Source organism: Gallaecimonas mangrovi, from assembly GCF_003367375.1.
Classification (GTDB): Bacteria; Pseudomonadota; Gammaproteobacteria; order Enterobacterales; family Gallaecimonadaceae; genus Gallaecimonas; species Gallaecimonas mangrovi.
On record NZ_CP031416.1, the window covers coordinates 2,260,318 to 2,280,855 of the forward strand.

The 20,538-nt window shown below is 54.0% G+C and carries 20 protein-coding genes; 3 read left to right on the forward strand and 17 right to left on the reverse strand.

The genetic code is table 11. The annotated features are described in order from the left end of the window. Positions 1-6: 6 nt before the first annotated feature. From DW350_RS10820 to DW350_RS10850, 7 genes are read right to left on the reverse strand one after another with little or no spacing between them, the layout of a single operon-like run. Positions 7-822, reverse strand: a complete 816-nt coding sequence (locus DW350_RS10820; protein ID WP_115718883.1) for a CheR family methyltransferase — start codon at positions 820-822, stop codon at positions 7-9. Next, the gene (gene aer2, locus DW350_RS10825) at positions 807-3,218 is read right to left on the reverse strand and encodes an aerotaxis transducer Aer2 (RefSeq protein ID WP_115718884.1); all 2,412 of its coding nucleotides are present in this window, start codon (positions 3,216-3,218) and stop codon (positions 807-809) included. The genes DW350_RS10820 and aer2 overlap by 16 nt, the downstream gene beginning before the upstream one ends. Beyond that, positions 3,209-3,691 carry a chemotaxis protein CheW gene (locus DW350_RS10830; protein ID WP_115718885.1) on the reverse strand — a complete coding sequence of 161 codons (483 nt, stop codon included), beginning with the start codon at positions 3,689-3,691 and terminating at the stop codon, positions 3,209-3,211. Before DW350_RS10830 ends, aer2 begins: the two co-directional genes overlap by 10 nt. Next, a complete protein-coding gene (locus DW350_RS10835) occupies positions 3,681-4,130 on the reverse strand; it encodes a chemotaxis protein CheW (protein ID WP_115718886.1) in 450 nt (149 codons plus the stop codon). Before DW350_RS10835 ends, DW350_RS10830 begins: the two co-directional genes overlap by 11 nt. Before the next feature lie 10 nt (positions 4,131-4,140). Next, positions 4,141-6,177 carry a chemotaxis protein CheA gene (locus DW350_RS10840; RefSeq protein ID WP_115718887.1) on the reverse strand — a complete coding sequence of 679 codons (2,037 nt, stop codon included), beginning with the start codon at positions 6,175-6,177 and terminating at the stop codon, positions 4,141-4,143. A gap of 8 nt (positions 6,178-6,185) precedes the next feature. Next, the gene (locus tag DW350_RS10845) at positions 6,186-6,545 is read right to left on the reverse strand and encodes a response regulator (RefSeq protein ID WP_115718888.1); all 360 of its coding nucleotides are present in this window, start codon (positions 6,543-6,545) and stop codon (positions 6,186-6,188) included. After that, the gene (locus DW350_RS10850; protein ID WP_115718889.1) at positions 6,545-6,811 is read right to left on the reverse strand and encodes an STAS domain-containing protein; all 267 of its coding nucleotides are present in this window, start codon (positions 6,809-6,811) and stop codon (positions 6,545-6,547) included. Before DW350_RS10850 ends, DW350_RS10845 begins: the two co-directional genes overlap by 1 nt. Before the next feature lie 120 nt (positions 6,812-6,931). Between DW350_RS10850 and DW350_RS10855 the strand changes: the two genes are divergently transcribed. Next, a complete protein-coding gene (locus DW350_RS10855) occupies positions 6,932-7,723 on the forward strand; it encodes a CLCA_X family protein (RefSeq protein ID WP_115718890.1) in 792 nt (263 codons plus the stop codon). Here the strand turns inward: DW350_RS10855 and DW350_RS10860 are convergent. Beyond that, positions 7,704-8,858, reverse strand: a complete 1,155-nt coding sequence (locus tag DW350_RS10860) for a benzoate/H(+) symporter BenE family transporter (RefSeq protein WP_115718891.1) — start codon at positions 8,856-8,858, stop codon at positions 7,704-7,706. The genes DW350_RS10855 and DW350_RS10860 overlap by 20 nt on opposite strands. A 65-nt stretch (positions 8,859-8,923) precedes the next feature. Here DW350_RS10860 and DW350_RS10865 point away from each other — a divergent pair, with 65 nt between their 5' ends. Next, entirely contained in the window at positions 8,924-9,457 is a 534-nt protein-coding gene (locus DW350_RS10865; protein ID WP_115718892.1) for a helix-turn-helix domain-containing protein, read from the forward strand. A 13-nt stretch (positions 9,458-9,470) separates the two neighbouring features. On the opposite strand, the gene DW350_RS10870 is transcribed toward DW350_RS10865, so the two are convergent. From DW350_RS10870 to DW350_RS10895, 6 genes are all read right to left on the reverse strand, one after another. Then, the gene (locus DW350_RS10870; protein WP_115718893.1) at positions 9,471-10,853 is read right to left on the reverse strand and encodes an RICIN domain-containing protein; all 1,383 of its coding nucleotides are present in this window, start codon (positions 10,851-10,853) and stop codon (positions 9,471-9,473) included. A gap of 180 nt (positions 10,854-11,033) precedes the next feature. Beyond that, positions 11,034-11,789 carry a 3-deoxy-manno-octulosonate cytidylyltransferase gene (kdsB, locus tag DW350_RS10875; protein ID WP_115718894.1) on the reverse strand — a complete coding sequence of 252 codons (756 nt, stop codon included), beginning with the start codon at positions 11,787-11,789 and terminating at the stop codon, positions 11,034-11,036. Beyond that, positions 11,786-11,974 carry a Trm112 family protein gene (locus DW350_RS10880; protein ID WP_115718895.1) on the reverse strand — a complete coding sequence of 63 codons (189 nt, stop codon included), beginning with the start codon at positions 11,972-11,974 and terminating at the stop codon, positions 11,786-11,788. Before DW350_RS10880 ends, kdsB begins: the two co-directional genes overlap by 4 nt. Further along, entirely contained in the window at positions 11,964-12,932 is a 969-nt protein-coding gene (lpxK, locus tag DW350_RS10885; protein ID WP_115718896.1) for a tetraacyldisaccharide 4'-kinase, read from the reverse strand. Before lpxK ends, DW350_RS10880 begins: the two co-directional genes overlap by 11 nt. Beyond that, positions 12,933-14,717 carry a lipid A export permease/ATP-binding protein MsbA gene (gene msbA, locus DW350_RS10890; protein WP_115718897.1) on the reverse strand — a complete coding sequence of 595 codons (1,785 nt, stop codon included), beginning with the start codon at positions 14,715-14,717 and terminating at the stop codon, positions 12,933-12,935. A 38-nt stretch (positions 14,718-14,755) separates the two neighbouring features. Beyond that, positions 14,756-16,810 carry a ComEC/Rec2 family competence protein gene (locus DW350_RS10895; protein ID WP_192954653.1) on the reverse strand — a complete coding sequence of 685 codons (2,055 nt, stop codon included), beginning with the start codon at positions 16,808-16,810 and terminating at the stop codon, positions 14,756-14,758. Positions 16,811-16,843: 33 nt separating this feature from the next. Between DW350_RS10895 and DW350_RS10900 the strand changes: the two genes are divergently transcribed. Continuing rightward, positions 16,844-17,365, forward strand: a complete 522-nt coding sequence (locus DW350_RS10900) for a DUF2062 domain-containing protein (protein WP_115720618.1) — start codon at positions 16,844-16,846, stop codon at positions 17,363-17,365. Positions 17,366-17,394: 29 nt separating this feature from the next. Here the strand turns inward: DW350_RS10900 and DW350_RS10905 are convergent, their stop codons facing one another. The 3 genes from DW350_RS10905 to DW350_RS10915 form a co-directional block, all read right to left on the reverse strand. Continuing rightward, positions 17,395-18,627, reverse strand: coding sequence for an FtsX-like permease family protein (locus DW350_RS10905; RefSeq protein ID WP_115718899.1), 1,233 nt, complete (start codon positions 18,625-18,627; stop codon positions 17,395-17,397). Further along, the gene (locus tag DW350_RS10910; protein WP_264296861.1) at positions 18,624-19,247 is read right to left on the reverse strand and encodes an ABC transporter ATP-binding protein; all 624 of its coding nucleotides are present in this window, start codon (positions 19,245-19,247) and stop codon (positions 18,624-18,626) included. The genes DW350_RS10905 and DW350_RS10910 overlap by 4 nt, the downstream gene beginning before the upstream one ends. 83 nt (positions 19,248-19,330) lie before the next feature. Next, complete coding sequence (locus DW350_RS10915; protein ID WP_115718901.1) at positions 19,331-20,524, reverse strand: ABC transporter permease; 1,194 nt, start codon at positions 20,522-20,524, stop codon at positions 19,331-19,333. Between the last annotated feature and the right edge of the window lie 14 nt (positions 20,525-20,538).

Here is a 20,538-nt window from a genome sequence, read left to right on the forward strand (position 1 = left end):
CAAGACTCACAGCGCTACCTTCTGATAAATCGTTTTACCTATAGAGCAAAAACCACGCTGGTCTTTCTCCAATCCTTCGGCATGGCCGAGCAGCAGATACCCACCCATTTTTAGATGCTGAGAAAAACGCTCTACCAGCTTCTTCTGGGTCGGTCTGTCGAAATAAATCATCACGTTTCGACAAAAAATCACGTCAAAGTCCTGCTTAAAAGGCCAAGGGCCAATCAAGTTCAGTTGCCTAAAGGTAATGCGTTCGCGAAGGGCACTGCGGGGCTGCATTAACCCCTTTGAACGGCCTTTGCCCTTTAAAAAAGTGTGCTTAAGAATGGCGTTTGGAATACTGCTGGCTTCGTTTACGTCATAAAGTCCGCTTTCGGCACTCGCCAGCACCTGGGTGTTAAGATCCGTTGCCAAAATACGGTCATTGAGCCTGCCCATACTCACTAGCTGCGCCGCAATAGAGTAAGGCTCTTCCCCGGTTGAACAGGCTGATGACCAAATTCGCAGTGGCCCTGGGTGTTCCATTGCCAGCTCGGCCAAAAACTCAAAATGATGGCCCTCGCGGAAAAACTGCGTTTTATTGGTGGTTAGGGCATTAATAAACAGCACCTGTTCGCCCTTATCACCATCCAAGTGCAGTAAATACTGGGAAAAATCTTTCAGCCCCAGCTCACGGATACGCCGGCTAAGGCGGCTGTAGACCATTTTGTCTTTTTGCTCTGAAAGCCGGATGCCAGCCAAAGCAAAAATACGTTCACGGATAAAGGCAAAATCCGTTGGCGTAAAGACAAACCCGTCCGTCGGATTTAGAAGGCTTCCCATTCCTCACCCTCATCGGCCAATTTCCCTTTACCCGCTTTGGCTTTTGGTGCGGCCGCTTTGGGGGCCGGTGCTCTGGTGGGTTTAGCAACGGTTGCTGCCACCGGCTTTTTCGCGGCCTGTTGTGGCGCCGTTTGCTCGAGCATTTCACCGTTAAAGAATGCCATTAACTGCACCAGTTGCCGCGCTTCATCCAGCAACGATTCAGACGAGGCTGCCGCTTCTTCGACTAAGGCTGCATTTTGTTGTGTCATCTCATCCATTTGGGTAACGGCGCGGCTGACCTCATCAATGCCCGTTGCCTGTTCTTGGCTGGCAATATCGATTTCTTTCATCAGCTTGGTGACTTCTTCAACGGCAGTCACAATCTCGGTTAGCCGGTGCCCGGAATCCCCCACCAGCTTCGAACCTTGAGACACTTTTGCCACAGAGTCTTGAATTAAGGCTTTGATTTCTTTAGCGGCACCGGCACTACGCTGGGCAAGGTTACGTACCTCTGAGGCCACGACAGCAAAACCGCGACCCTGCTCGCCGGCGCGGGCCGCTTCAACCGCTGCATTAAGGGCCAGCAAGTTGGTTTGAAAGGCAATTTCATCAATCACACCGATAATATCGGCGATTTTACGGCTGGCACTTTCTATCTCGGTCATGGCGCCTACCGCTTGCGTTACCACCTCGCCGCCTTCACGGGCGCGAACCATGGCGTCTTGCGCTTGGTGATTCGCTTGGCGAGCATTATCGGCACTGCTTTTCACCTGCGCCGACAGCTCTTCCATACTGGCGGCTGTTTCTTCAAGGCTTGATGCTTGTTCTTCGGTACGCTGCGATAAATCGTTATTGCCCTGGGCTATTTCGGTTGAGGCATTGGTGACTTTGGCAGCGGCGGTGTTGATCTGCGACACCATGTCACGCAGGTTCTCAATGGTGGTATTGACCGCGGTTGCTAAACGCCCAAATTCCCCTTCAAACTCGGTAGACATATTTTGGTTCAGGTCACCCTGCGCCATCGCGCTCATCACCTGAATGCTGTCACTTATAGGCATCACAATGGCTTCAAGCAAACTGTTGATGCCCTCGCCTAAGTTTTTCATAAACCCTTGATACTGGCTGACATTAATGCGCTCGGTCAGCTCACCTTCGGTGGCTTTCGCGATAAGCGAGCCAATTTGTCGCTGCGCATCCTGCACCTCGGTAATGTCCATCCACTGCACCGCAGTACCGATGTGTTTGCCGACCGAGTCACGCATGGCGATAACGGTTAGCTGGAACTCCAGATCCCCAACTTTAATGGATGCGGTATGCGGCAGTTGCTCAGGGTCATTGATAATGCCGCGTTGGTGTTTGGGGTTCTTATGGAAGCGGTCAATATTTTCGCCAATCAGCTTACTTACTGAAAAGCCTGGGAAAATTTGCGAAAGCGCGGCTTCGCGAGATTCCAGCAGCGCCACCAGTGACGGATTCATAAAGACAATTCGGCCATTAAGGTCGGCCATCATCAGGTTGGTGGTCATGCCCATCACTGCCGATGTCAGGCGGCCAACCTCTAATTGCCGTGCCCTTTCATCGGTGACATCTCGCCATTCTAAGGTATTGCCGATATAGGCACTTTTGCCATCCATGATGGTGGAGACATTGAGTTCAATAATCACATCATCAATGGTGATATCGGTGCGGTAGGGTAAGTTATTGGGGTTGGCCAATAGTTTACGCTGGTGTTCTGGCCGCTGGTGAAACTCGTCAATGCAGCGCCCCATCAGCCAATCGAGTTCGGCGCGAAAATCCGGCCATACCTGGCGAAACTTCAATTCTTGGGCGGCAAACAAATCCAATGAGGCTTGGTTGACATAGGTAATTAAAAAGTCGCGGTCGATAGTGACAATAGCGGTTTGCACCTGATCAACCGTTGAGCGCAAACGGGCAATATCACTTTCTTGCTGGCGAAGCCCCGTGACATCCGCCCATTCCAGGCTGGACCCTACGTATTGGCCGCCGCCATCCATAATGGCGCCAACCGTCAGTTCAAGCTTCAAAGGACCAATGGTGATGTCGGTTTGGTAGGGCAAGTTGCTCGGGTCACCCAACAACTTGCGTTGATGGCTGGGATCTTTATGAAAACCATCAATACAGCGCCCCATCATAAAGTCACTGGACGCTTTAAAATCTGGCCAAATCGACTGGAAAATCTTTTCGTTTTTCTTGAAAAGCTCAAGGCTTTGCCGATTGATGTAGGTAATACGAAGCTCCCTGTCGACAATCATCATTGCCGTTTGAGTTGAATCAAGCGCCGCTTTAAGGTGGGCTTTACTGATGCCCTTATCATCATCCTTGTGAACGCCAAGGCGGCCACTTTGGCGAGAGAAGAGTTGGCCAAGCTTTTTCATTGATGAGGTTACGGACATGAGGGACTCTCCTCTTTGGCTAGAGCGCTATCTACAATTGAAAAAATTTCATCAAGATCAAAAAGATGCTCAACATCTAACATCAACAGCAGATCGTCATTTACCGCCATCACCCCTTTTACTGCGCCCATGGCAAGACGTTTGCCCATGGGGGGCGGTGGCTTAAGCTGGCTATCGGAGGGCTGGACAACGTCAGCCACAGCATCCACCACTAGCCCCAGCATTGGCCCGTCGCCTTGCTGCACCACAATCACAACGGTGGTGACATCAATGGCAGTACGACCAAGCCCTAAACGCCAGCCCAAATCAATGACCGGCATCGGGCTTTCTCGCAACATCACCAACCCCAATAAATGCTTGGGGGCATCTGGCATCTTGCGTGGCTTTTGCCAGCCACGAATTTCCCTGACCACATTAATGGGCAATGCAAAAAGCTCCTCGCCACACTGGAAGGTTAAGAGTTCAGGCTGCATGGTCACCCTCTCCTTGCGCAACGGTATGAAGATCCATCAAGGCATCGACATCCAGCACCGCAACCACTTGCCGTTGATGGCGCACCAGCGTTTGTAAAAACGGCAGCACCGCACTGTGGCCCAACTTGCTGGTAACGGCATCTTGTTCACTGAGCACCAGCACATCAGCAACCGCATCAACAACCAGCCCCATTAACCGCTCTTCGCCATTGCCCAAAATTAAGGTAACGGTGTTCATATCGACATTGGCGTCACCAATGCCAAACCGCAGCCGTAAATCGACAATGGGTACTATCATGCCGCGCAGGTTAATGACTCCGGTGACGTAGTCGGCCACCGCCGGTAGCCGCGTTGGTGCGGCCCAAACCCTTATTTCCCGCACCCGCAGGATGTCTACGGCAAAACGCTCATTGCCCAGTAAAAACGTCAGACATTCCATGGTCGCCCTCCTATGCCGCCGTTACCGCGTCGGCTTTACCGCCTTGGGCCATACGCCGCGCCACCAAGCCTGGCACATCCAAAATCAAACAGACTTGGCCGTCACCCAAAATGGTGGCGCCAGAGATACCTGGCAGCCGCCGAAAGTTCTGTTCTAACGACTTAATAACTACCTGCTGCTGCGCCAATAAGGCATCCACCACTAAACCTAACTTGCGCCCGGCCGCTTCCACCACGCACAGCAAAGGTATTGGCCCGGGCTCGCCGCGGGTGCCTAATAATTCGGATAACCACACCACCGGTAATGTTTGCTGGCGTAGTTGGTAAAACACCACACCGCCGCCGGCTTTGATAAGGCAGTCGGTGTCGAGCTTTAACGACTCAACGATATTGATAAGGGGAATAACGAAAAGCTCTTCACCAACCGCTACCAGTTGGCCGTCAAGAATGGCCATGGTTAACGGCAGGCGAATACGAAAACGGGTGCCTTTGCCAAGCTTTGAGGTGATTTCAACGCTGCCGCCAAGGTCGCTGATATTGCGCTTGACCACATCCATACCCACCCCGCGGCCAGAAAGGTCAGACACGGCTGCGGCCGTAGAAAAACCCGGGGCAAAAATCAGGTCGTAAATTTGGGCGTCACTGAATTCGTCGATGCGCCGGTCGCGGGTGATGGCAAGGTCTTTTTCGACGGCTTTATTCCAAAGCTTTTGCTTATCAAGGCCGGCACCGTCATCTTCAATATCAATCACCACATTCCCCCCTTCATGACAGGCCGAAAGGGTTAAGGTGCCGCCAGCGTCCTTGCCGTTATTGCGCCTGGCGTCAGGCATTTCAATGCCATGGTCCAAAGCGTTTCTGACCATATGCACCAAAGGGTCGCCAATACGCTCCAAGACGGTTTTATCCAGCTCGGTGTGCTCACCGACCATTTTTAGGGTGACGTCCTTGCCAAGCTGTTGGCTGATATCGCGAACCAAGCGGGGAAAACGGTTAAAGGCAAAACTGATAGGCAGCATGCGAATACCCAGTACGCTTTCTTGCAAGGCCTTGGTGTTGCTTTTAAGCAGGGAAAGCCCACGCGCCAAGCGCTCTTGGGTGTCCTCGCCGTCGGTACCTTCCAACGACGCCAGCATCGACTGGGTTATGACCAGCTCACCCACCAGATTAATAAGCTGGTCGATTTTGCGAATATCGATACGAATACTTTGTTCAGGCGCGCTGCGCGCGGGCGCCGCCGCTTTCGGCGGTTCGCTTGCGACTGGTTGAGGCTGTGCGGATGAAACGGCGGCGGTTACAGCCAATGGCTCGGCGTCGGTGAGCACCGGCGCGGGCGACGCTGTGGTTTGGCGGCTTAGGTTAACGTCGCACTCGCCCTCAACCCAATCAAAGATCTCTAAAATCTCAGACTCATCAATGTCGCCAGGCCCGGTAAGAGACCAACTTAAATAGCAAAGCTGCGGATCGTAGTCGGCGTCATAAAGGCGGCCAAAATTGCACTGCTTTACCTGCATGCCAAGCTCTGCCAGTTCGCGCAGCAACCGCACCGGATCGTTACCGCTGGCCAGCATATCGGCATGGGGCACAAACTCGAGCTGCCAGTCGGCGCCTTCGGTGGTCGCCGTGGTGGCAACTGCCGTGTCAGGTAGCGCCGCCTCGCCTTTACCTAAGGCCGCTTGGAGCTGCTGGCTAATGTCTTCGGCATTGGGGCTACTGCCATTACCACCCGCTTCAGCGTCGCTTCGCATCTGCGCAATAACATCGGTAGCTTTAAGCATCAATGCCACCAATGCCGGGGTGGATTGGCGCTGACCGCTTCGCAGCTCATCAAGCAAGGTTTCCAAATGGTGAGTAAAACGGCTCATTTCACTCAACCCAAAGGTACCAGCCCCGCCTTTTATGGAATGGGCAGCCCTGAACACCTTATTGATGGAGTCATCGTCAGCAAGGCCGGCTTCCAAGGCGAGCAATTCGGCTTCCAACACCTCAAGGTTTTCGGCGCACTCTTGCAAAAAGATCTGGCGAAAGCGATCCATGTCCAGTTCCATGACGACCTCTATCGCACTTTATTGACGGTTTTTAATAAGGTGTCAGGATTAAACGGCTTGATTATCCATCCGGTGGCACCCGCCCCTTTGCCTTCAGCTTTTTTCTCGGGCGAGCTTTCTGTGGTCAGGATCAAGATAGGGGTAAATTGATAGCCCGGCAGTGCCCTAAGGGCTTTGGTCAGGCCAATACCGTCAAGGTTTGGCATATTCACGTCAGAGATCACCAAATCAAACTGGCGAGTTTGGGCGATCGCCAATGCTTTAGCGCCGTCTTCGGCACATTGCACGTCAAAACCGGCACTTTCGAGCGTAAATTGCACCATTTCGCGGATAGACGCAGAGTCATCCGCCGCAAGAATACTGGTCATCAGGCTCCCTCTTGGACGCTGGGCAAAGAAAGTAAAGAATCGACCCCTGCCAGGGCCGCAGCTTGGGTCAGCGCCTCGGAAGGCGATTCCCAGCTAAGGTGGTTGGCCAGTTTGAGTTTCAGCAGTAATTGCAGTCCGGCAACATCCACTTGGTGCACATCCTGCGCTTGAAGAGTCACTTCCTGTTTTTCATAACCTTTCCACTGCTCCCAGAGCTCGGCAATTTGGGCAACAGTCAGGCGTTGGGGTAAGCTAAGCTTTTCCATGTTCAACTTTCGTTAAAATTCCCCACTAGTTATAGCAAGGCATTAAAACTTTGCTGGCAATGAACGTAAAAATGCTCAGCAGCGCAAATTGCTGCGCTAACCGTCAGTGGAAATAACACCGTGAGCCAACCCCGTATTCAGCGTCCCTTTTTTCGCCGAGGTCCCGATTACCGTTTTGGTGAAAATCAAAGCTTTGCCGATGTGCGCAATCAATTTGCACTGGCGGGAGTCAAGGTGGGGGCTTGGGTTACGAAAGAGGAGCAATACACGGCGGCGAACTTGGTGTTTGATGCACTGGCCGACCTGGCTTGGGTGATGAAGGTACCGCCGCAAACCCTCGGTTTACGCGGCCAATTGCAACTGGCATTCGGCACCCGTGGCCAGCGCCATGCCCAGGCTCACTATGAACCGGCTACCCGCATTTTAGCCTTGGCAAAAAATGCCGGGGCTGGCGCCTTAGCCCATGAGTTTTGGCATGCCTTTGACCACCATATTGCCGGTAAGCTCTACCTCGACGCTGGCCCTTGGCAGTTGGCCTCCCATCTTTGGCTAGAACGCGATTGTTACCAGCCGCATCCGCTGAATGACAAGCTCACCCGTCTCTTTGCTACCGTGCTGTTAAGCGCCGATAGCAACAAGCCCAGCGACTATATGTATCGCGCCATGGCATTGGATGAGCAGCGGCAAAGCCTCTATTTCAGCCAGCCCACGGAATTGATGGCCCGGGCCTTCGAAGCTTGGGTACAAGATAATGGTGAAGTGACAAACCACTACCTGGTTAGCGGCACCAAGCAAAGTGAGGCGGCGCGCCAAGGCGCCTTTCCCGAAGGAGCGCATCGCCGGCAATGTGCCAGTGCCTTTGCCAGCTACTTTACCGCCTTAGGCCAGGCCCTCAGCGGCGCATCAATATAAGACTCAAGGCACCAATCACTAATCCCCAAAAAGCGCTGCCAATTCCCCAAAGACTCATGCCAGAAGCGGTAACCAGAAAGGTAATAAGGGCAGGCTCTGCGGTTTTAACGTCAGCCAGAGCGCCCTTTAAACTGCTGCCGATGGTGGCGATTAATGCCAGGCCCGCCAGGCTCATCACCAGCGCCTTTGGCATCGCCGCAAAAAGCGCGACGATGCTGGCCCCAAAGATCCCCGCCAAAAGATAAAAGCCGCCCGCAGCCACCGCCGCTTTATAACGACTGGCACGCTGGCTACCCGCGTCCTCGCCCATGCAAATAGCCGCGGTAATGGCCGCCAGGTTAAAGGCAAAGCCACCGAAAGGTGCCAGCAGTAAATTAACCAAACCGGTACCGGTTAACACCTTGGAAATGGGCACATCAAACTGGTGGCTGCGCAGTACCGCCACCCCGGGCAGATTTTGGGACGCCATGGTAACCACAAAAAGCGGCAAGGCTACGCCAAGGGCACTAGCCCAAGAAAAGCGTGGCGTTAGCCAATGCGGCACCGCCAAAGACCAGTGCAAATTGGCGTGATCAAACAGCCCCAGCCCAAACGCCAACGCGGTGCCAGCCAGCAACACCAATAGCATCGAAAAACGCGGTAAAAACCGTTTGGCGAGCAAGTAAACCAGTAACATAACCCCCACCAGCAAAGGGCTTAGCGCCAGTTCTGTAAAAACGCCGATACCAAACTGCACCAAAATGCCCGCCAACATGGCGTTGGCAAGCGGCATGGGAATACGGTCCATGATCTTTTCAAACCAACCGGTCAAGCCACTGATTAAGATCAACAGCGCCGAAATAACAAAGGCGCCATAAGCCTCGGCCAGGCTATGCCCTGCCAACGCTGTTACCAGTAGCGCCGCACCGGGTGTTGACCAAGCGGTGAGTACCGGCACTTTATAACGAAGGGAGAACCCGGCGGAGGTGATGGCCATACCGAGCCCGAGCGCCAAGATCCAGGAGCCAATTTGCCCGTCACTGGCACCGGCAGCTTTGGCCGCCTGAAAAATGATGGCAACCGAGCTGGTAAAGCCGACCAATACCGCCACAAAGCCGGTTGTTATATGGCTTAACTCAAAACCTTTGCGGCTCATGGCCTCTCCTTGTACGCTATAACGCACAGACGGTATCACCGTGCGCTATAACGCACAAGCGGCAAATGAATCCACTAACACAACAAATTCAAGCGGTGCTCAAATCCGCTCGGGCCGATAAGGGCTGGAGCCTGAGCGTGGCGGCAGAAAAGACCGGCGTATCAAAAGCCATGCTTGGGCAAATTGAAAGGGGCGAGTCGAGCCCTACGGTGGCCACCCTTTGGAAACTCGCCACCGGCTTTGGCCTGTCCTTTTCGTCTTTTTTGCTGACTGGTTGCCCTTCGCCTTTACCCGACATCGACAAGATGAAGGTGGTGACCTTGTTCCCCTATAACCCACAGCTGGGTTTTGAGATGTTCGCCATCACGTTAGCCCCAGGCTTTCGTCGCCAGTCAGAGCCCCATGAGGCCGGGGTGGTGGAACATGTGATTGCCCTTGATGGGCCAATGGAAGTGCTACAAGCCGGCCAATGGCAAGCCCTAGAGGCAGGGGCCGGTTTACGTTTTGATGCCAGCCTTGAACATGGCTACGGTAACCCGGGGCCATTACCGGTGACCTTTCATAACGTGATTTGTTACCCTGGAAAAAACCCGGCCTAAGCCGGGTTTTTAGTTAATAACGGGGCCAGCCACTGGCATCCCAATTGAGGTTACTTATCAGTAACTTGGCGTTACCGCTGTCGGTGGCATCATAGGCATGGCGTACGATCACGCTGTTGCCAACAATGTCTTCACCGCCGGGCCCAACCCAGCGGTCATTACCGCCGTCTAACAAGCTGCCGCCGCCGTCCAGCATGTCAACCCCGTCTTTATCGACATAAGGCCCGGTAATACTGGTGCTGCGGCCGTAGCGAATTTGATAGGTGCTATCAACGCCCGCGCAGCAAATCCCGGTGGAGACAAAAAGGTAATAGTAACCATTTCGATAAGTGATTGATGGCGCTTCAATACCACCGGAACGGGTGGCAAGGCTATAAAGGCTACCGGTGGGTTTCATGGTGCCGCTGTTAAGGCGCGTTAACTTAATACCGGTATTCCAGGAGCCAAACACTAACCAGGGTTTGTTGTCTCGGTCGATCACCAAATCCGGGTCAATGGCGTTGTAGTCGTTACTGTCGGTGGTGTTAATCACCAAGCCTTCATCGGTCCAACTGTCGCTGGCCAGACTGGCGGCTGACAGCAGGCCAATAGCAGAGACTTTTGAGCCAAACGTAGACACCGCATAATAAAGCCACACTTTGCCGTTGTAGGCCTTCACATCCGGTGCCCAAACGTCAGTGCCACTTTGCTCTGGCACATAGTTGGCCCACCAACTTAAGCCACTGGGTAATACCGACGCCAGCGGATCCCAGGTCAGGCCGCCGTCATAAGAGACTTTACGGTAAATACCCGGCCCGGTTTGAAACTCGTACCAAATGCCGTTTTCTTCCATGGCGGTGGGGTCATGGGTGCCTAAATCGCCCGACAAAGGCCAATGGTAGGCAGCGCCCGTATCCAATGACTCGAAAGCCCAATGCTGAATATCAAGGCCGTTGTCGGTCCACTGCGACACATTGGCACCATCACTGGTATCCCAGTTATACACTTCCATCGCTTTGCCGGTGTAAGTGTTAAGCACCTTAAAAGTGCCATCACCTTGGTCGGTTAGCTGCCACTGCTGCAAGGTGGTGCCGTTAGCGGTCCACTGGCTGATATTGGCGCCATCGCTGGTATCCCAGTTATACACTTCCATGGCGCCGCCACCGGCAACGTTGGTAATGCGGTAGTTGCCGCTACCTAAGTAAGTCACGTTCCAGTGCTGGTTATCGGCGCCGGTGTCGCTGTATTGCAAAATATTGGTGCCGTCATCAGCGCTGCCGTAAAGGAGATCCAATACCTTACCGGTATATTTATTACGAATAACATAGGTGCCGTTATCCACTTGCTGCACCGCCACAGCGGCGCCAGCCAGGGGCACCAATAATAGCCAAAGTGCTTGGCGTTTTTTGCTGAACATAACCTTGGTTCCTTTCTCTGTTTTATCACTGCCTCATTGCAGTTCTGCACGCTAACCGGCGGTACTGCTCCCCCAACCGCACGGCTAACATTTATCAATATCGTAATACAAAATTAACAATTGGAGACTGGCGAATAAGACAGGGAAGGAACAACAAAAAAGCCGCTTTAAGCGGCTTTTTTAACTCAGCAGGGCATTAACTCTGGCAAGGTCTTGCGGCGTGTCGATGCCAGCCGGCGGTAGCTCACAGGCATCGGCAACAATAATTCGCTCACCGTGCCAAAGCACCCGCAGCTGCTCTAGCGCCTCTAACTTTTCCAAAGGACTGGCAGCGAGGCTGGCATAACGTGCTAAAAAGCCGGCGCGGTAGGCATAAATGCCAAGGTGGCGGCGCAGGAGACTGTCAGCCAGCTCTGGGCCCTTTCCGGCCAGCACTTTATCGCGCTGGGCAGGAATAGATGCCCGGCTAAAGTACAATGCAAAACCGGCTTTATCGGTAACCACTTTTACCGCATTGGGGTTCACCGCTTCTTCTTGGTCGCTGATAGGGGTGGCAAGGGTTGCCATCGCTGCTTGCGGATGGTCAGCCAGCAATTTGGCGACCTGGCGCACCACTGCCGTTGGGATAAGCGGCTCATCGCCTTGAATATTAACGATAATGGTATCGTCACTGAGCTTTAGGCGCCGGGCAACTTCCGCTAATCGGTCAGTACCAGACTCATGGTCCTTGGCGGTCATCATTACCTGGCCGCCAGCTTGGCTGACAGCGGCTTCAATACGCTCGTCGTCGGTTGCAACCCATACATCGTCAGCGCCAGCGGCGTTGGCTTTATCCAGCACATGCAGCACCATCGGCTTACCGGCAATATCCAGCAGCGGCTTGCCTGGCAAGCGGCTAGAGGCATAGCGGGCCGGAATAACGACGGTAAAGCTCAAGGCAGCACCTCATCTAAATCCATTTTGCGCGCTTCATCGGGCAGCATAACCGGAATGTCGCCGCGAATAGGGTATGCCAGCTTATCGAAGTGGCAGCACAGTTCTTGTTTTTCTTCGTCCAGTTTCAGTTTGCCCTTGCAAAGGGGGCAAGCAACAACATCGAGTAAGCGTTTATCAAAGGCCATGACGGCTCCTTAGGGTGTCCACTACCGCTTGACATAAATCCGGCCCGAAGGCGGCATCAACCGGCACATAATACCAATGGTCTTGCGCAAAGGCCTGACATTTGACCGCATCTTTCTCGGTCATCAGCAAGGGCCCTTGCAGGTGCTGAAAATCGTGTTCGCTAAACTGGTGGTGGTCGGCAAAGGCTAAGGTATTTTCAAGGGTAAGGTGGCGCTGGCGCAAACTGTTAAAAAAGCGCTCCGGGTTACCAATACCCGCCGCCGCTGTTACTGGCTGTGTTAAAGCGTCCCAGCTCACCACGGCGTCGTCTTTTACCCGCCGTGGCAGGCTTTGATTTAAGGTCATGGTAAATTGGCCGGCGCTGGCGTCGTTGCCATTAATCACAATAAAATCAGCATCATCGAGGCGCCAGGTGCCTTCGCGCAAAGGCCCTGACGGCATCAGATAGCCGTTACCGAATTGGCGCTGGCCATCAACCACCACAATCTCAATGTCCCTGTCTAAGGCGTAATGCTGAAGGCCGTCGTCACTGATAATAACGTCGAGTTCATGGTGGTTAAGCAACAGCTCAATGGCGGCGCGGCGATCGCCGCCAACCGCCATCGGCAGGCCGCTGCGTTTGGTGAGTAACCGGGCTTCGTCCCCTACCCGCTCGGCCTTTGCATCAGCGGTTACCAAGGCCGGGAACGGCCCTTTGGCGCCATAGCCACGGGCCAGTAGCGCCGGCTTTAAACCGGCCGCTTTTAAGCTTTCAGCCAGCGCCAACACCACCGGCGTTTTACCGTTACCGCCTACCGATAAGTTGCCAACCACAATCACCGGCACCGGTGCCCGGTAAACCTTTTTAATGCCGAGCCGAAACAATTGGCGGCGCAAGCTACTGACCAGCCAAAACAAGCCGGTAAGCGGTAGCAACGCAAAGGCCTGCCAGCCGGCGGGCCGATACCAAAAGTTCATTTAGCTTCCAAACTGCATTTTATAAAGGTTGGCGTAGGCGCCGTCTTTTGCCAACAGTTCACGGTGGGTGCCCTGCTCAATAATAACGCCGTTATCCATTACCAAAATCTGGTCGGCGTTTTCAATGGTGGACAGGCGGTGAGCAATCACCAAAGAGGTGCGATCCTTTTGCAAGGCTTCAAGCCCGGCCTGAATATGCCGTTCTGACTCGGTATCGAGCGCCGATGTTGCTTCGTCAAGGATCAGCAGCGGCGAATTACGCAATAGCGCCCTGGCAATGGCAATACGCTGGCGCTGGCCGCCGGAAAGCATCACCCCATTTTCGCCGATGACGGTATCAAGGCCTTCTGGCAGGCGCTCGATAAACTCCATGGCATGGGCGGTTTGCGCGGCGTTAATGATGTCTTCGCGGCTAACGTTTTCATCGTTGCCGTAAGCAATATTAGCGGCAACAGAATCGTTAAAGAGGTACACCTGCTGGCTGACCACCGCAAACTGGCGGCGCAGATCGCTAAGCTTATAATCGCGCAGGTCATGGCCATCAAGGCGAATATGGCCGCTGTCAATATCGTAAAAACGGGTTAGGAGCGAACTGACCGTGGTTTTACCAGACCCAGAGCGGCCAACCAAGGCCACGGTTTGCCCAGCGGGCACCGTAAAGCTGATGTTTTTAAGGGCCGGGTCGTCTTTGGACGGATAACGGAAGGTGACATCATCAAAGCTGATTTCGCCAGCGGGGCGCTGCTCTATGGTTAAGGTACCGTTGTCTACCTCAATGTCTTTATCTAAAACGCTGAAAATAGACTCAGCAGCAGCAATGCCCCGTTGCAATTCACCATTGACGTTGGTTAAGCGTTTTATAGGCCGCATCATCATCAGCATGGTGGTGATAAGACCTACGAAAGCGCCGACGGTCAGTGAACCTGATTCCGCTAAGGTGCCAGCGATATACAGCACCGCCGCCAAGCCAATACCGGCCATCAGCTGAATAAGCGCGTCAGAGCTTCCCTGGGTTGCCAATACCTTCATATTTTGCTGACGGTTGTTGTTGTTAATATCGTAAAACTGTTTTGATTCAGCATCTTCCGAGCCAAACAGTTTCATGACCTTGTTACCGCTCACCATTTGCTCAGATTTGGCGGTCACCCGGCCCATGGCGGTCTGGATCTTAAGGCCCAATTTACGAAACCGCGCCGACACCCGTTTCACCGAGAAGGCAATAGGCGGAATAACCAAGAAGAAAACCAATGACAACTGCCAGCTGTAGCTGAACATGGTGAACAGCAAAAACAGCACATAAGCACTTTCCCGCACCAGCACCAAAATGGCCTGGGTAACGGAATTGGCAACCAATTCAACATCAAAGGTAATTTTTGAGATCAAACTACCAGCCGTTGCCCTATCAAATTCTTTGATAGGAAAGCGTATGATTTTCTCAAACAGCTCTTGGCGCAACGAACGCACCACATGGCGCCCTACCCAAGCCAGGCCATAACTGGCCATAAAGGAGCTGGCTCCACGGGCAATAAACAGCACAATCACCACGATGGGCGCGATCACAAACATGTCGCTTTGCGGGTTGCTCATGCCGCTTTGGCCAGATGCAGCAACGTGAGTACCGAAGGACTTGTCCAAAAACGGCCCCATCAAACGCGCGAACAGGGCTTCAAAGCCGGCGTTAGATATCATCCCCACGATAGCCATCACCAAGCCCATACGGAATGGAACGGCATACTTAAGCAGGCGTTTGTATGTCCCTAAGCGAGACGACTGATTTTCAGACATGCTGTCAGCTCTTTGAATTCGAGGCCGCTAGTGTAGCCTTAGCGTCTGGCTACGCCAACCGCTGACCTCTCCCACCAAAAGCGCTTTAGGCCCTGGCAGTGATGATTTGAACAAAAAAGCGCCCCTTGGCGGCCAGTATCCCAAACTTCGGCGCCAACACTTCGATAGCGTGCCACCACCTCGGCCGCCGGAAAACCAAAGGCATTGGCGTAACCGGTGGAAAACACCGCTACCGCTGGCCTCACCTCGGCAACAAAACGCGAAGACGATGACGTTTTTGAGCCATGGTGCGGCACGGCTAGCCAATCTACCAGGGGCCAGTGGCGTTGTAATTCAACCGTTTGGCTGATATCCCCTGGCAGTAAAAACCGGTTTTTTCCTACCGTACCCCAAAGCACACAGGACTGGTCATTGTCACTCCCTTGCGCGGTGGGAGGCGGCCACAAGGTGGTAAGGGCACCACCCGCCCAAGCCCAGTGTTGCTGCCAAACACAATGCTGCTGGCCAGGTGTTGGCTGGCCGGCTAGCACTGGCGCCGCAAAGGCGGCCGCGCCGCCAACATGGTCTTTGTCTGCGTGGGATAACACCAGCAAGGCCAGGTTTTTATTTGCCGCTAAGGCTTTGGCTCCATCGGTTGCCCAAAGCCCCGGCCCGGTATCAACCAGCAGCATTTGCCCGCCGCTAATCAGCGCCGTGCTGGTGCCCTGCCCGACATCCAGAAACCATACCCCTTGCGGCATCGGCCTTATCCACCCAACCACTAACCAGGTAGCGGCTAACGCGGCACGGCTTTGGCGCCCCAAAGGTAAGGCGACCAGAACCGGCAGTAGCAATAGCCCTACCCAGGTACCCGGCAGTGCACCTTGCAATAGCCCCAGCCAGGCCATTAATAGCGTCAACAGGTGATTGGCAAGCCACCAAGGACCGGGCAGCAATAACCCCGCCAACAGCAGCGGCATCACCAGCAGACTCACCAAGGGCACCGCCAGCACATTGGCCAATAAACTAAAGGCCGGTAATTGGCCAAACAGCCACAACTGCAGTGGCCACATCAGCAAACTAAACCCCAGCTGCAAAACCCAAAGTGCCCGCAAACCGCGGCTGGGAAAGCGCCAAAGCACCAGTAAAATAAGTGCTACCGCCATAAAAGACAGCCACAGCCGGCTATCGAGTAACACCAGCGGATTAAGCGTTGCAAAGAGCGCCAATAACCCAAGCCAAAGCCGCCAGCCTTGCAGCGGTTGGCGCCAACCAAGCCACAGTACCCAGGCGCTTAATGCCACCAAGGCTCTAAGTGCAGGCGGTGCTAGCCCTGACTGCCAAGCATAAAGGCCAGCCATCACCAACCCGAGAAACCAGCCCCAGCGCCGGCCATTACCGGGCAACAAATGCCCCAGCCACAAGCCAAGGCTTGCGACCAGCGCCACATGTAAACCGGAGATAGCCAGTAAATGCGCGGTTCCTGTTTGCATTAATTGCTGGTTTTGCTCGCGGCTTATAAGGTGCCTGTCACCGGTGAGTAGCGCCAGCATCAAGCCTTGCTGGGAAAAAGGGGCAAGTTGTGTTTGTAAGTAATGATGCCAGCGGCTTTGCCAGTTCGCCGAACCGCTGACAGCCGCCACTGATTTCACGTAACCGACCGCCACCAGACCGGTGGCCGCATCACGCCGGGCATAACTGCGGCTGCCCGGATTGCGTCTATGCTCTAGGGGTTTGAGTTTGGCAACGGCATTAATGGTTTGGCCTGGCACCGGTTTAGGTGACGCGAGGTACCAGCCAAGGCGGGCAATAAATGGAGTGACCTTTTGTCCATCCACTTGTTTAATTTGAACATAAAGCGTTGTACCTGCTGCCAGCACCTGGCCGTTTATGCTATGGTCTTGTGCAGGCAGCGGCGGCCTTGGCACAGAAAGGCCCGACAGGCTGGAATAGCATATCCCTACCAGAAAAACCGCCAGGCAAAGCCTTTTCAAGTACAGCAATATCAAGGCCAGGCAACACAGCATGACCAAAATGAAGGCACTTGGAAGCTGCTCCCAGAACAATGGGGTTATCAGGCCCAGCAGCCAGCTCAGCAGAGGCAAGACTTTCATCCTTACGTGGTTTCCTGGAGTGAATAGACGTTCATGCCTAAGAAGACAATAAAGCGGTTTATGCCGGATCACGCCAAGATCCGTAACCATAAGCATTTGAAGATTTTTGGCAGTTTGGTCAATGAACCAAACTTGTGGTGCCTTAATCGCCGCAGCGCGGCAGGCGCATTCGCGGTAGGGTTGTTTTTCGCTTTTATTCCGGTGCCGTTTCAGATGTTGCTGGCTGCCGGAGGCGCCATCTTATTTAGGGTCAACCTGCCGTTATCCGTCGCCCTGGTTTGGCTGACGAACCCGGTGACGATGCCGCCAATTTTTTATGGCGTCTACAAGGTCGGTTCACTGATATTAGGACGTCACGGCGATAAGTTTCATTTTGAGCCAACCTGGGAATGGTTTACCCGCAGTATTGAAACCGTCGGCCCGGCTTTTATGCTTGGCTGTTTGGTCTGCGCCACAGTGGCAGCCATTATTGGCTACTTTGGTATTTTTTGGCTGTGGCGCTATTCGGTGGCCAGAAGCTGGCAAAAGCGCAAAGAAAAACGCCAGCACGATTAACGAAAAAAGCCCCGCTAAGCGGGGCTTTTTTACATGCCGGACAGCACTCTTGCTGGCTGCAGCCGCCCGGCCTTAAAGGCCGGATAAAGCGTGGCGACCAAGGCAATGGCCAGCGCCAAGGCGGCGGTGATTAGCACATCACCCACTTTGATTTGGGTGGGAATGGTGTCGGTAAAGTAAATGTCGCCTGGCAATACCGTTTTGCCGGTCAAATGCTGCCACCCCGATAAAATATCCGGCAGCGTCCAGGCTAACAGCAGCCCCAGCCCGATACCAATAAGCACCCCAACGCCGCCAAGAAAGCCGCCGCGCCACAAGAAAATGGCACTAATGGTTTTTTGCCGGCAACCAATGGAGCGCAGCATGGCAATTTGCGGCGCTTCTTCGCGCACCGTCACCATCAATAGCGAAATAATATTAAAGCTCGCCACCAGCATAATAAGCCCCACCACCAGGTAGATGATCACCCTCACCATTTGAATGTCTTGGTAAAGGTGACCTTGGGTGCGGGTCCAGTTATCCATATACAGCGCTTCATGGGCCTGAAAGCCAACGGTACGTGCCACGGTGTCAGCGGCAAAAACATCACGAATTTTTAGGCGTAGCCCTTGCGGCTGCTGGTTATCGTTCCATTGATTAGCAGTACTGAGCGGCATATAGGCCAGGCTGTAATCAAGCTGGCCGCCGATATTCAAAACGCCCACCAGGGTTAACTGGTGCCGCCTCGGCGTTGATAAGCCACCGCTACCGGGCGGCGCTACCAAAATACTGACCGAGTCCCCCACCTTGGCACCGAGCTTTTTAGCCAAGGCCTGCCCTAAAATCAGGCTGTTGCTTTTGGCTTCAAAGGCCTTGGTCATGGCCGGCGAAATAAACTGGCTTAGCCCCGACACCGCCTTTTCTTTTTTCAGACTAATGCCGCGCAGTACCAGCGCGTTTAAATGCGCACCGCTAACGGCTAAGGCATTGATGGTGCGAAAAGGCGCCACCGCTTCAACTTGCGGGTCTGATTTCGCCAGGGTTGCCAAGCTTTGTGGCCTTTTGAGCTCGCCGTCCATGGCAATAAGTTCAACCTGCGGTACTAACGACAAAAAGCGCTCGGTTAGCACTTTTTGAAAACCGTTCATCACACTTAGCACCAGCACTAAAACCAGGCAGCCAAGGGCAACACCGCTAACCGCAGCGATGCGCAAAAAACGTTGCAGACGATTAAAATGGCCCTGGCGAAACTGCCGCCAAGCCAGTTGCAAACTGAGCATCATGGTGTCTCCAGCACGCCCTTTTTAAGGGCCAGCACCCGGCTCATTTTCGCCGCTAAGGCGCGGTCGTGGGTGACCACCACAAAGGCAATGCCAAACTCTTGATTAAGCTCATTAATAAGTTGGTAAACCTGTTCGCCGCTGGTTTCATCAAGGTTGCCGGTGGGCTCATCGGCCAGCACCAGCCTTGGCGAATTCATCAGTGCCCTGGCAATGGCAACCCGCTGGCGCTCGCCCCCGGACAGGGCCGAAGGCCGGTGGTTTAGGCGGTGGCTAAGGCCAACTCGGTCCAGTAACATTTTGGCGCGCTCGCGTGCCTTGGCCGGGCTGTCGCCGAGAATAAGCCCCGGCATAGCGGCGTTTTCCAGTGCTGAAAATTCCGGCAACAGGTGGTGAAACTGGTAAACAAATCCCAAGTGCTGGTTACGGAACCGGCAGCGATGTTCTTCGTCCCAGGTCAGCATGTCTTCGCCATCAAAATGCAACTGGCCACTAGAGGGTTTATCCAAGGTTCCCATCAAATGCAGCAGTGTGCTTTTCCCCGAGCCTGACGAGCCGACAATGGCCAGGGTCTCTGCCGGTTCAACGGTTAAATTGACACCGCCAAGCACGGCCGTATCCATACCATCGTCGTGATAGATCTTGGTCAGTTGTTGACAACGAAGCACATTCAATCCTCTTCAACGGCCAGCCATGCTGGCCTTTTTTAATCGCGTTCTGATAGCACCACAGCCGGGTCAACCCTTGCTGCCCGGTGCGCTGGTGCCAAGGTAGCCAGGGCGCAAATGATCACCACAAAAAGCGCAATAAGGCCCATTTGCAGCGGGTCACGAATAACAGGCAGGCCATCGGGGCCGTACCCAAAAGCCATGCCACCAAGGCCAACCAAGTCCAGGAAGAAATTCAGATGCTCGGTAATAAAAAAGCCAAGGCTCAAACCCAGCACCGAGCCGACTAAACCGGTGCCAACCCCTTGGGCAACAAAAATGCGTTTTAAGGAGCGCGGCGTCATCCCAAGGCCGGCAAGTACCGCGATATCGCGGCGTTTATCCGACACCAGCATCGCCAAGGCCGCCAAAATATTAAATGCGGCCACCGCGATAATCAGCACTAGCAACAACGACATGGTGCGTTTTTCCTGGGCCACAGCAGCAAAAAAGTCGCCATAGCGAGCACGCCAGTCCCACAGCTGCTCGCCTTTTTTGGCTAAATGGCCAATATGGTCAATGGCAAAGGGGTCTTTTAAGGTCACTTTCAGTTTATCGACGCCCTGCGGGCTTTTGCCAAACAGGCGGCGCAGGTCTTGATAGTTGGTGATAGCTAAAACGTCGTTGAGTTCAGAGGCTAAGTCCACCACCGCAATCACCGTAAATTGGCGTTGGGCCGGTAAGCGGCCAAGGGGGGTGTAAAGGCTACGGCCAGGTAAATATACCCGCACCTTATCACCAACAAGTAAGCCCAACTTACGGGCCAGCCCAACCCCCAGTATCAGTTGATAATCACCTGCTTTGGGCACCAAGGCGTGGTCGGGCATCGTTTCGGTGGGCCAAAGGCCTTGTAGCCAGCCCCCTTGCAGGCCGCCTCGGCTTTGCAGCATGACTTCGCCGTCGATATAAGGGGCAACGCCGGTAACCTCTTTATTGGCTTTAAGTTGCTGGGCCCGCTGCTGCCAGTTGGCAAAGTCGCTGTCGGTGCTAACCAGCACATGGGGTACCCGGTCTAACAGGCGGCTTTTAAGTTGGTCTTGAAAGCCATTCATCACGCTTAGCACCACCATTAGCACCATCACCCCAAGGGTGACGCCAAAGAGTGCAAACAGATTAACGAAATTGGCAAAACCGCCCCGTTGACCGCGGAGCAGGTAGCGTGTGGCTATAAACAGTGAGGCAGGTCGGAACATCCCGTTATTAGAGG

Bases quoted from the DNA above. Each gene is read 5' to 3' on its own strand.
- DW350_RS10915 (WP_115718901.1), bottom strand. From the start codon at position 20,524: ATGTTCCGACCTGCCTCACTGTTTATAGCCACACGCTACCTGCTCCGC.
- DW350_RS10865 (WP_115718892.1), top strand. From the start codon at position 8,924: ATGAATCCACTAACACAACAAATTCAAGCGGTGCTCAAATCCGCTCGG.
- DW350_RS10835 (WP_115718886.1), bottom strand. From the start codon at position 4,130: ATGGAATGTCTGACGTTTTTACTGGGCAATGAGCGTTTTGCCGTAGAC.
- DW350_RS10910 (WP_264296861.1), bottom strand. From the start codon at position 19,247: ATGGATACGGCCGTGCTTGGCGGTGTCAATTTAACCGTTGAACCGGCA.
- DW350_RS10905 (WP_115718899.1), bottom strand. From the start codon at position 18,627: ATGATGCTCAGTTTGCAACTGGCTTGGCGGCAGTTTCGCCAGGGCCAT.
- DW350_RS10870 (WP_115718893.1), bottom strand. From the start codon at position 10,853: ATGTTCAGCAAAAAACGCCAAGCACTTTGGCTATTATTGGTGCCCCTG.
- DW350_RS10830 (WP_115718885.1), bottom strand. From the start codon at position 3,691: ATGCAGCCTGAACTCTTAACCTTCCAGTGTGGCGAGGAGCTTTTTGCA.
- DW350_RS10850 (WP_115718889.1), bottom strand. From the start codon at position 6,811: ATGGAAAAGCTTAGCTTACCCCAACGCCTGACTGTTGCCCAAATTGCC.
- DW350_RS10900 (WP_115720618.1), top strand. From the start codon at position 16,844: ATGCCTAAGAAGACAATAAAGCGGTTTATGCCGGATCACGCCAAGATC.
- DW350_RS10845 (WP_115718888.1), bottom strand. From the start codon at position 6,545: ATGACCAGTATTCTTGCGGCGGATGACTCTGCGTCTATCCGCGAAATG.
- DW350_RS10880 (WP_115718895.1), bottom strand. From the start codon at position 11,974: ATGGCCTTTGATAAACGCTTACTCGATGTTGTTGCTTGCCCCCTTTGC.
- msbA (WP_115718897.1), bottom strand. From the start codon at position 14,717: ATGTCTGAAAATCAGTCGTCTCGCTTAGGGACATACAAACGCCTGCTT.
- DW350_RS10820 (WP_115718883.1), bottom strand. From the start codon at position 822: ATGGGAAGCCTTCTAAATCCGACGGACGGGTTTGTCTTTACGCCAACG.
- lpxK (WP_115718896.1), bottom strand. From the start codon at position 12,932: ATGAACTTTTGGTATCGGCCCGCCGGCTGGCAGGCCTTTGCGTTGCTA.
- DW350_RS10860 (WP_115718891.1), bottom strand. From the start codon at position 8,858: ATGAGCCGCAAAGGTTTTGAGTTAAGCCATATAACAACCGGCTTTGTG.
- DW350_RS10895 (WP_192954653.1), bottom strand. From the start codon at position 16,810: ATGAAAGTCTTGCCTCTGCTGAGCTGGCTGCTGGGCCTGATAACCCCA.
- aer2 (WP_115718884.1), bottom strand. From the start codon at position 3,218: ATGTCCGTAACCTCATCAATGAAAAAGCTTGGCCAACTCTTCTCTCGC.
- DW350_RS10840 (WP_115718887.1), bottom strand. From the start codon at position 6,177: ATGGAACTGGACATGGATCGCTTTCGCCAGATCTTTTTGCAAGAGTGC.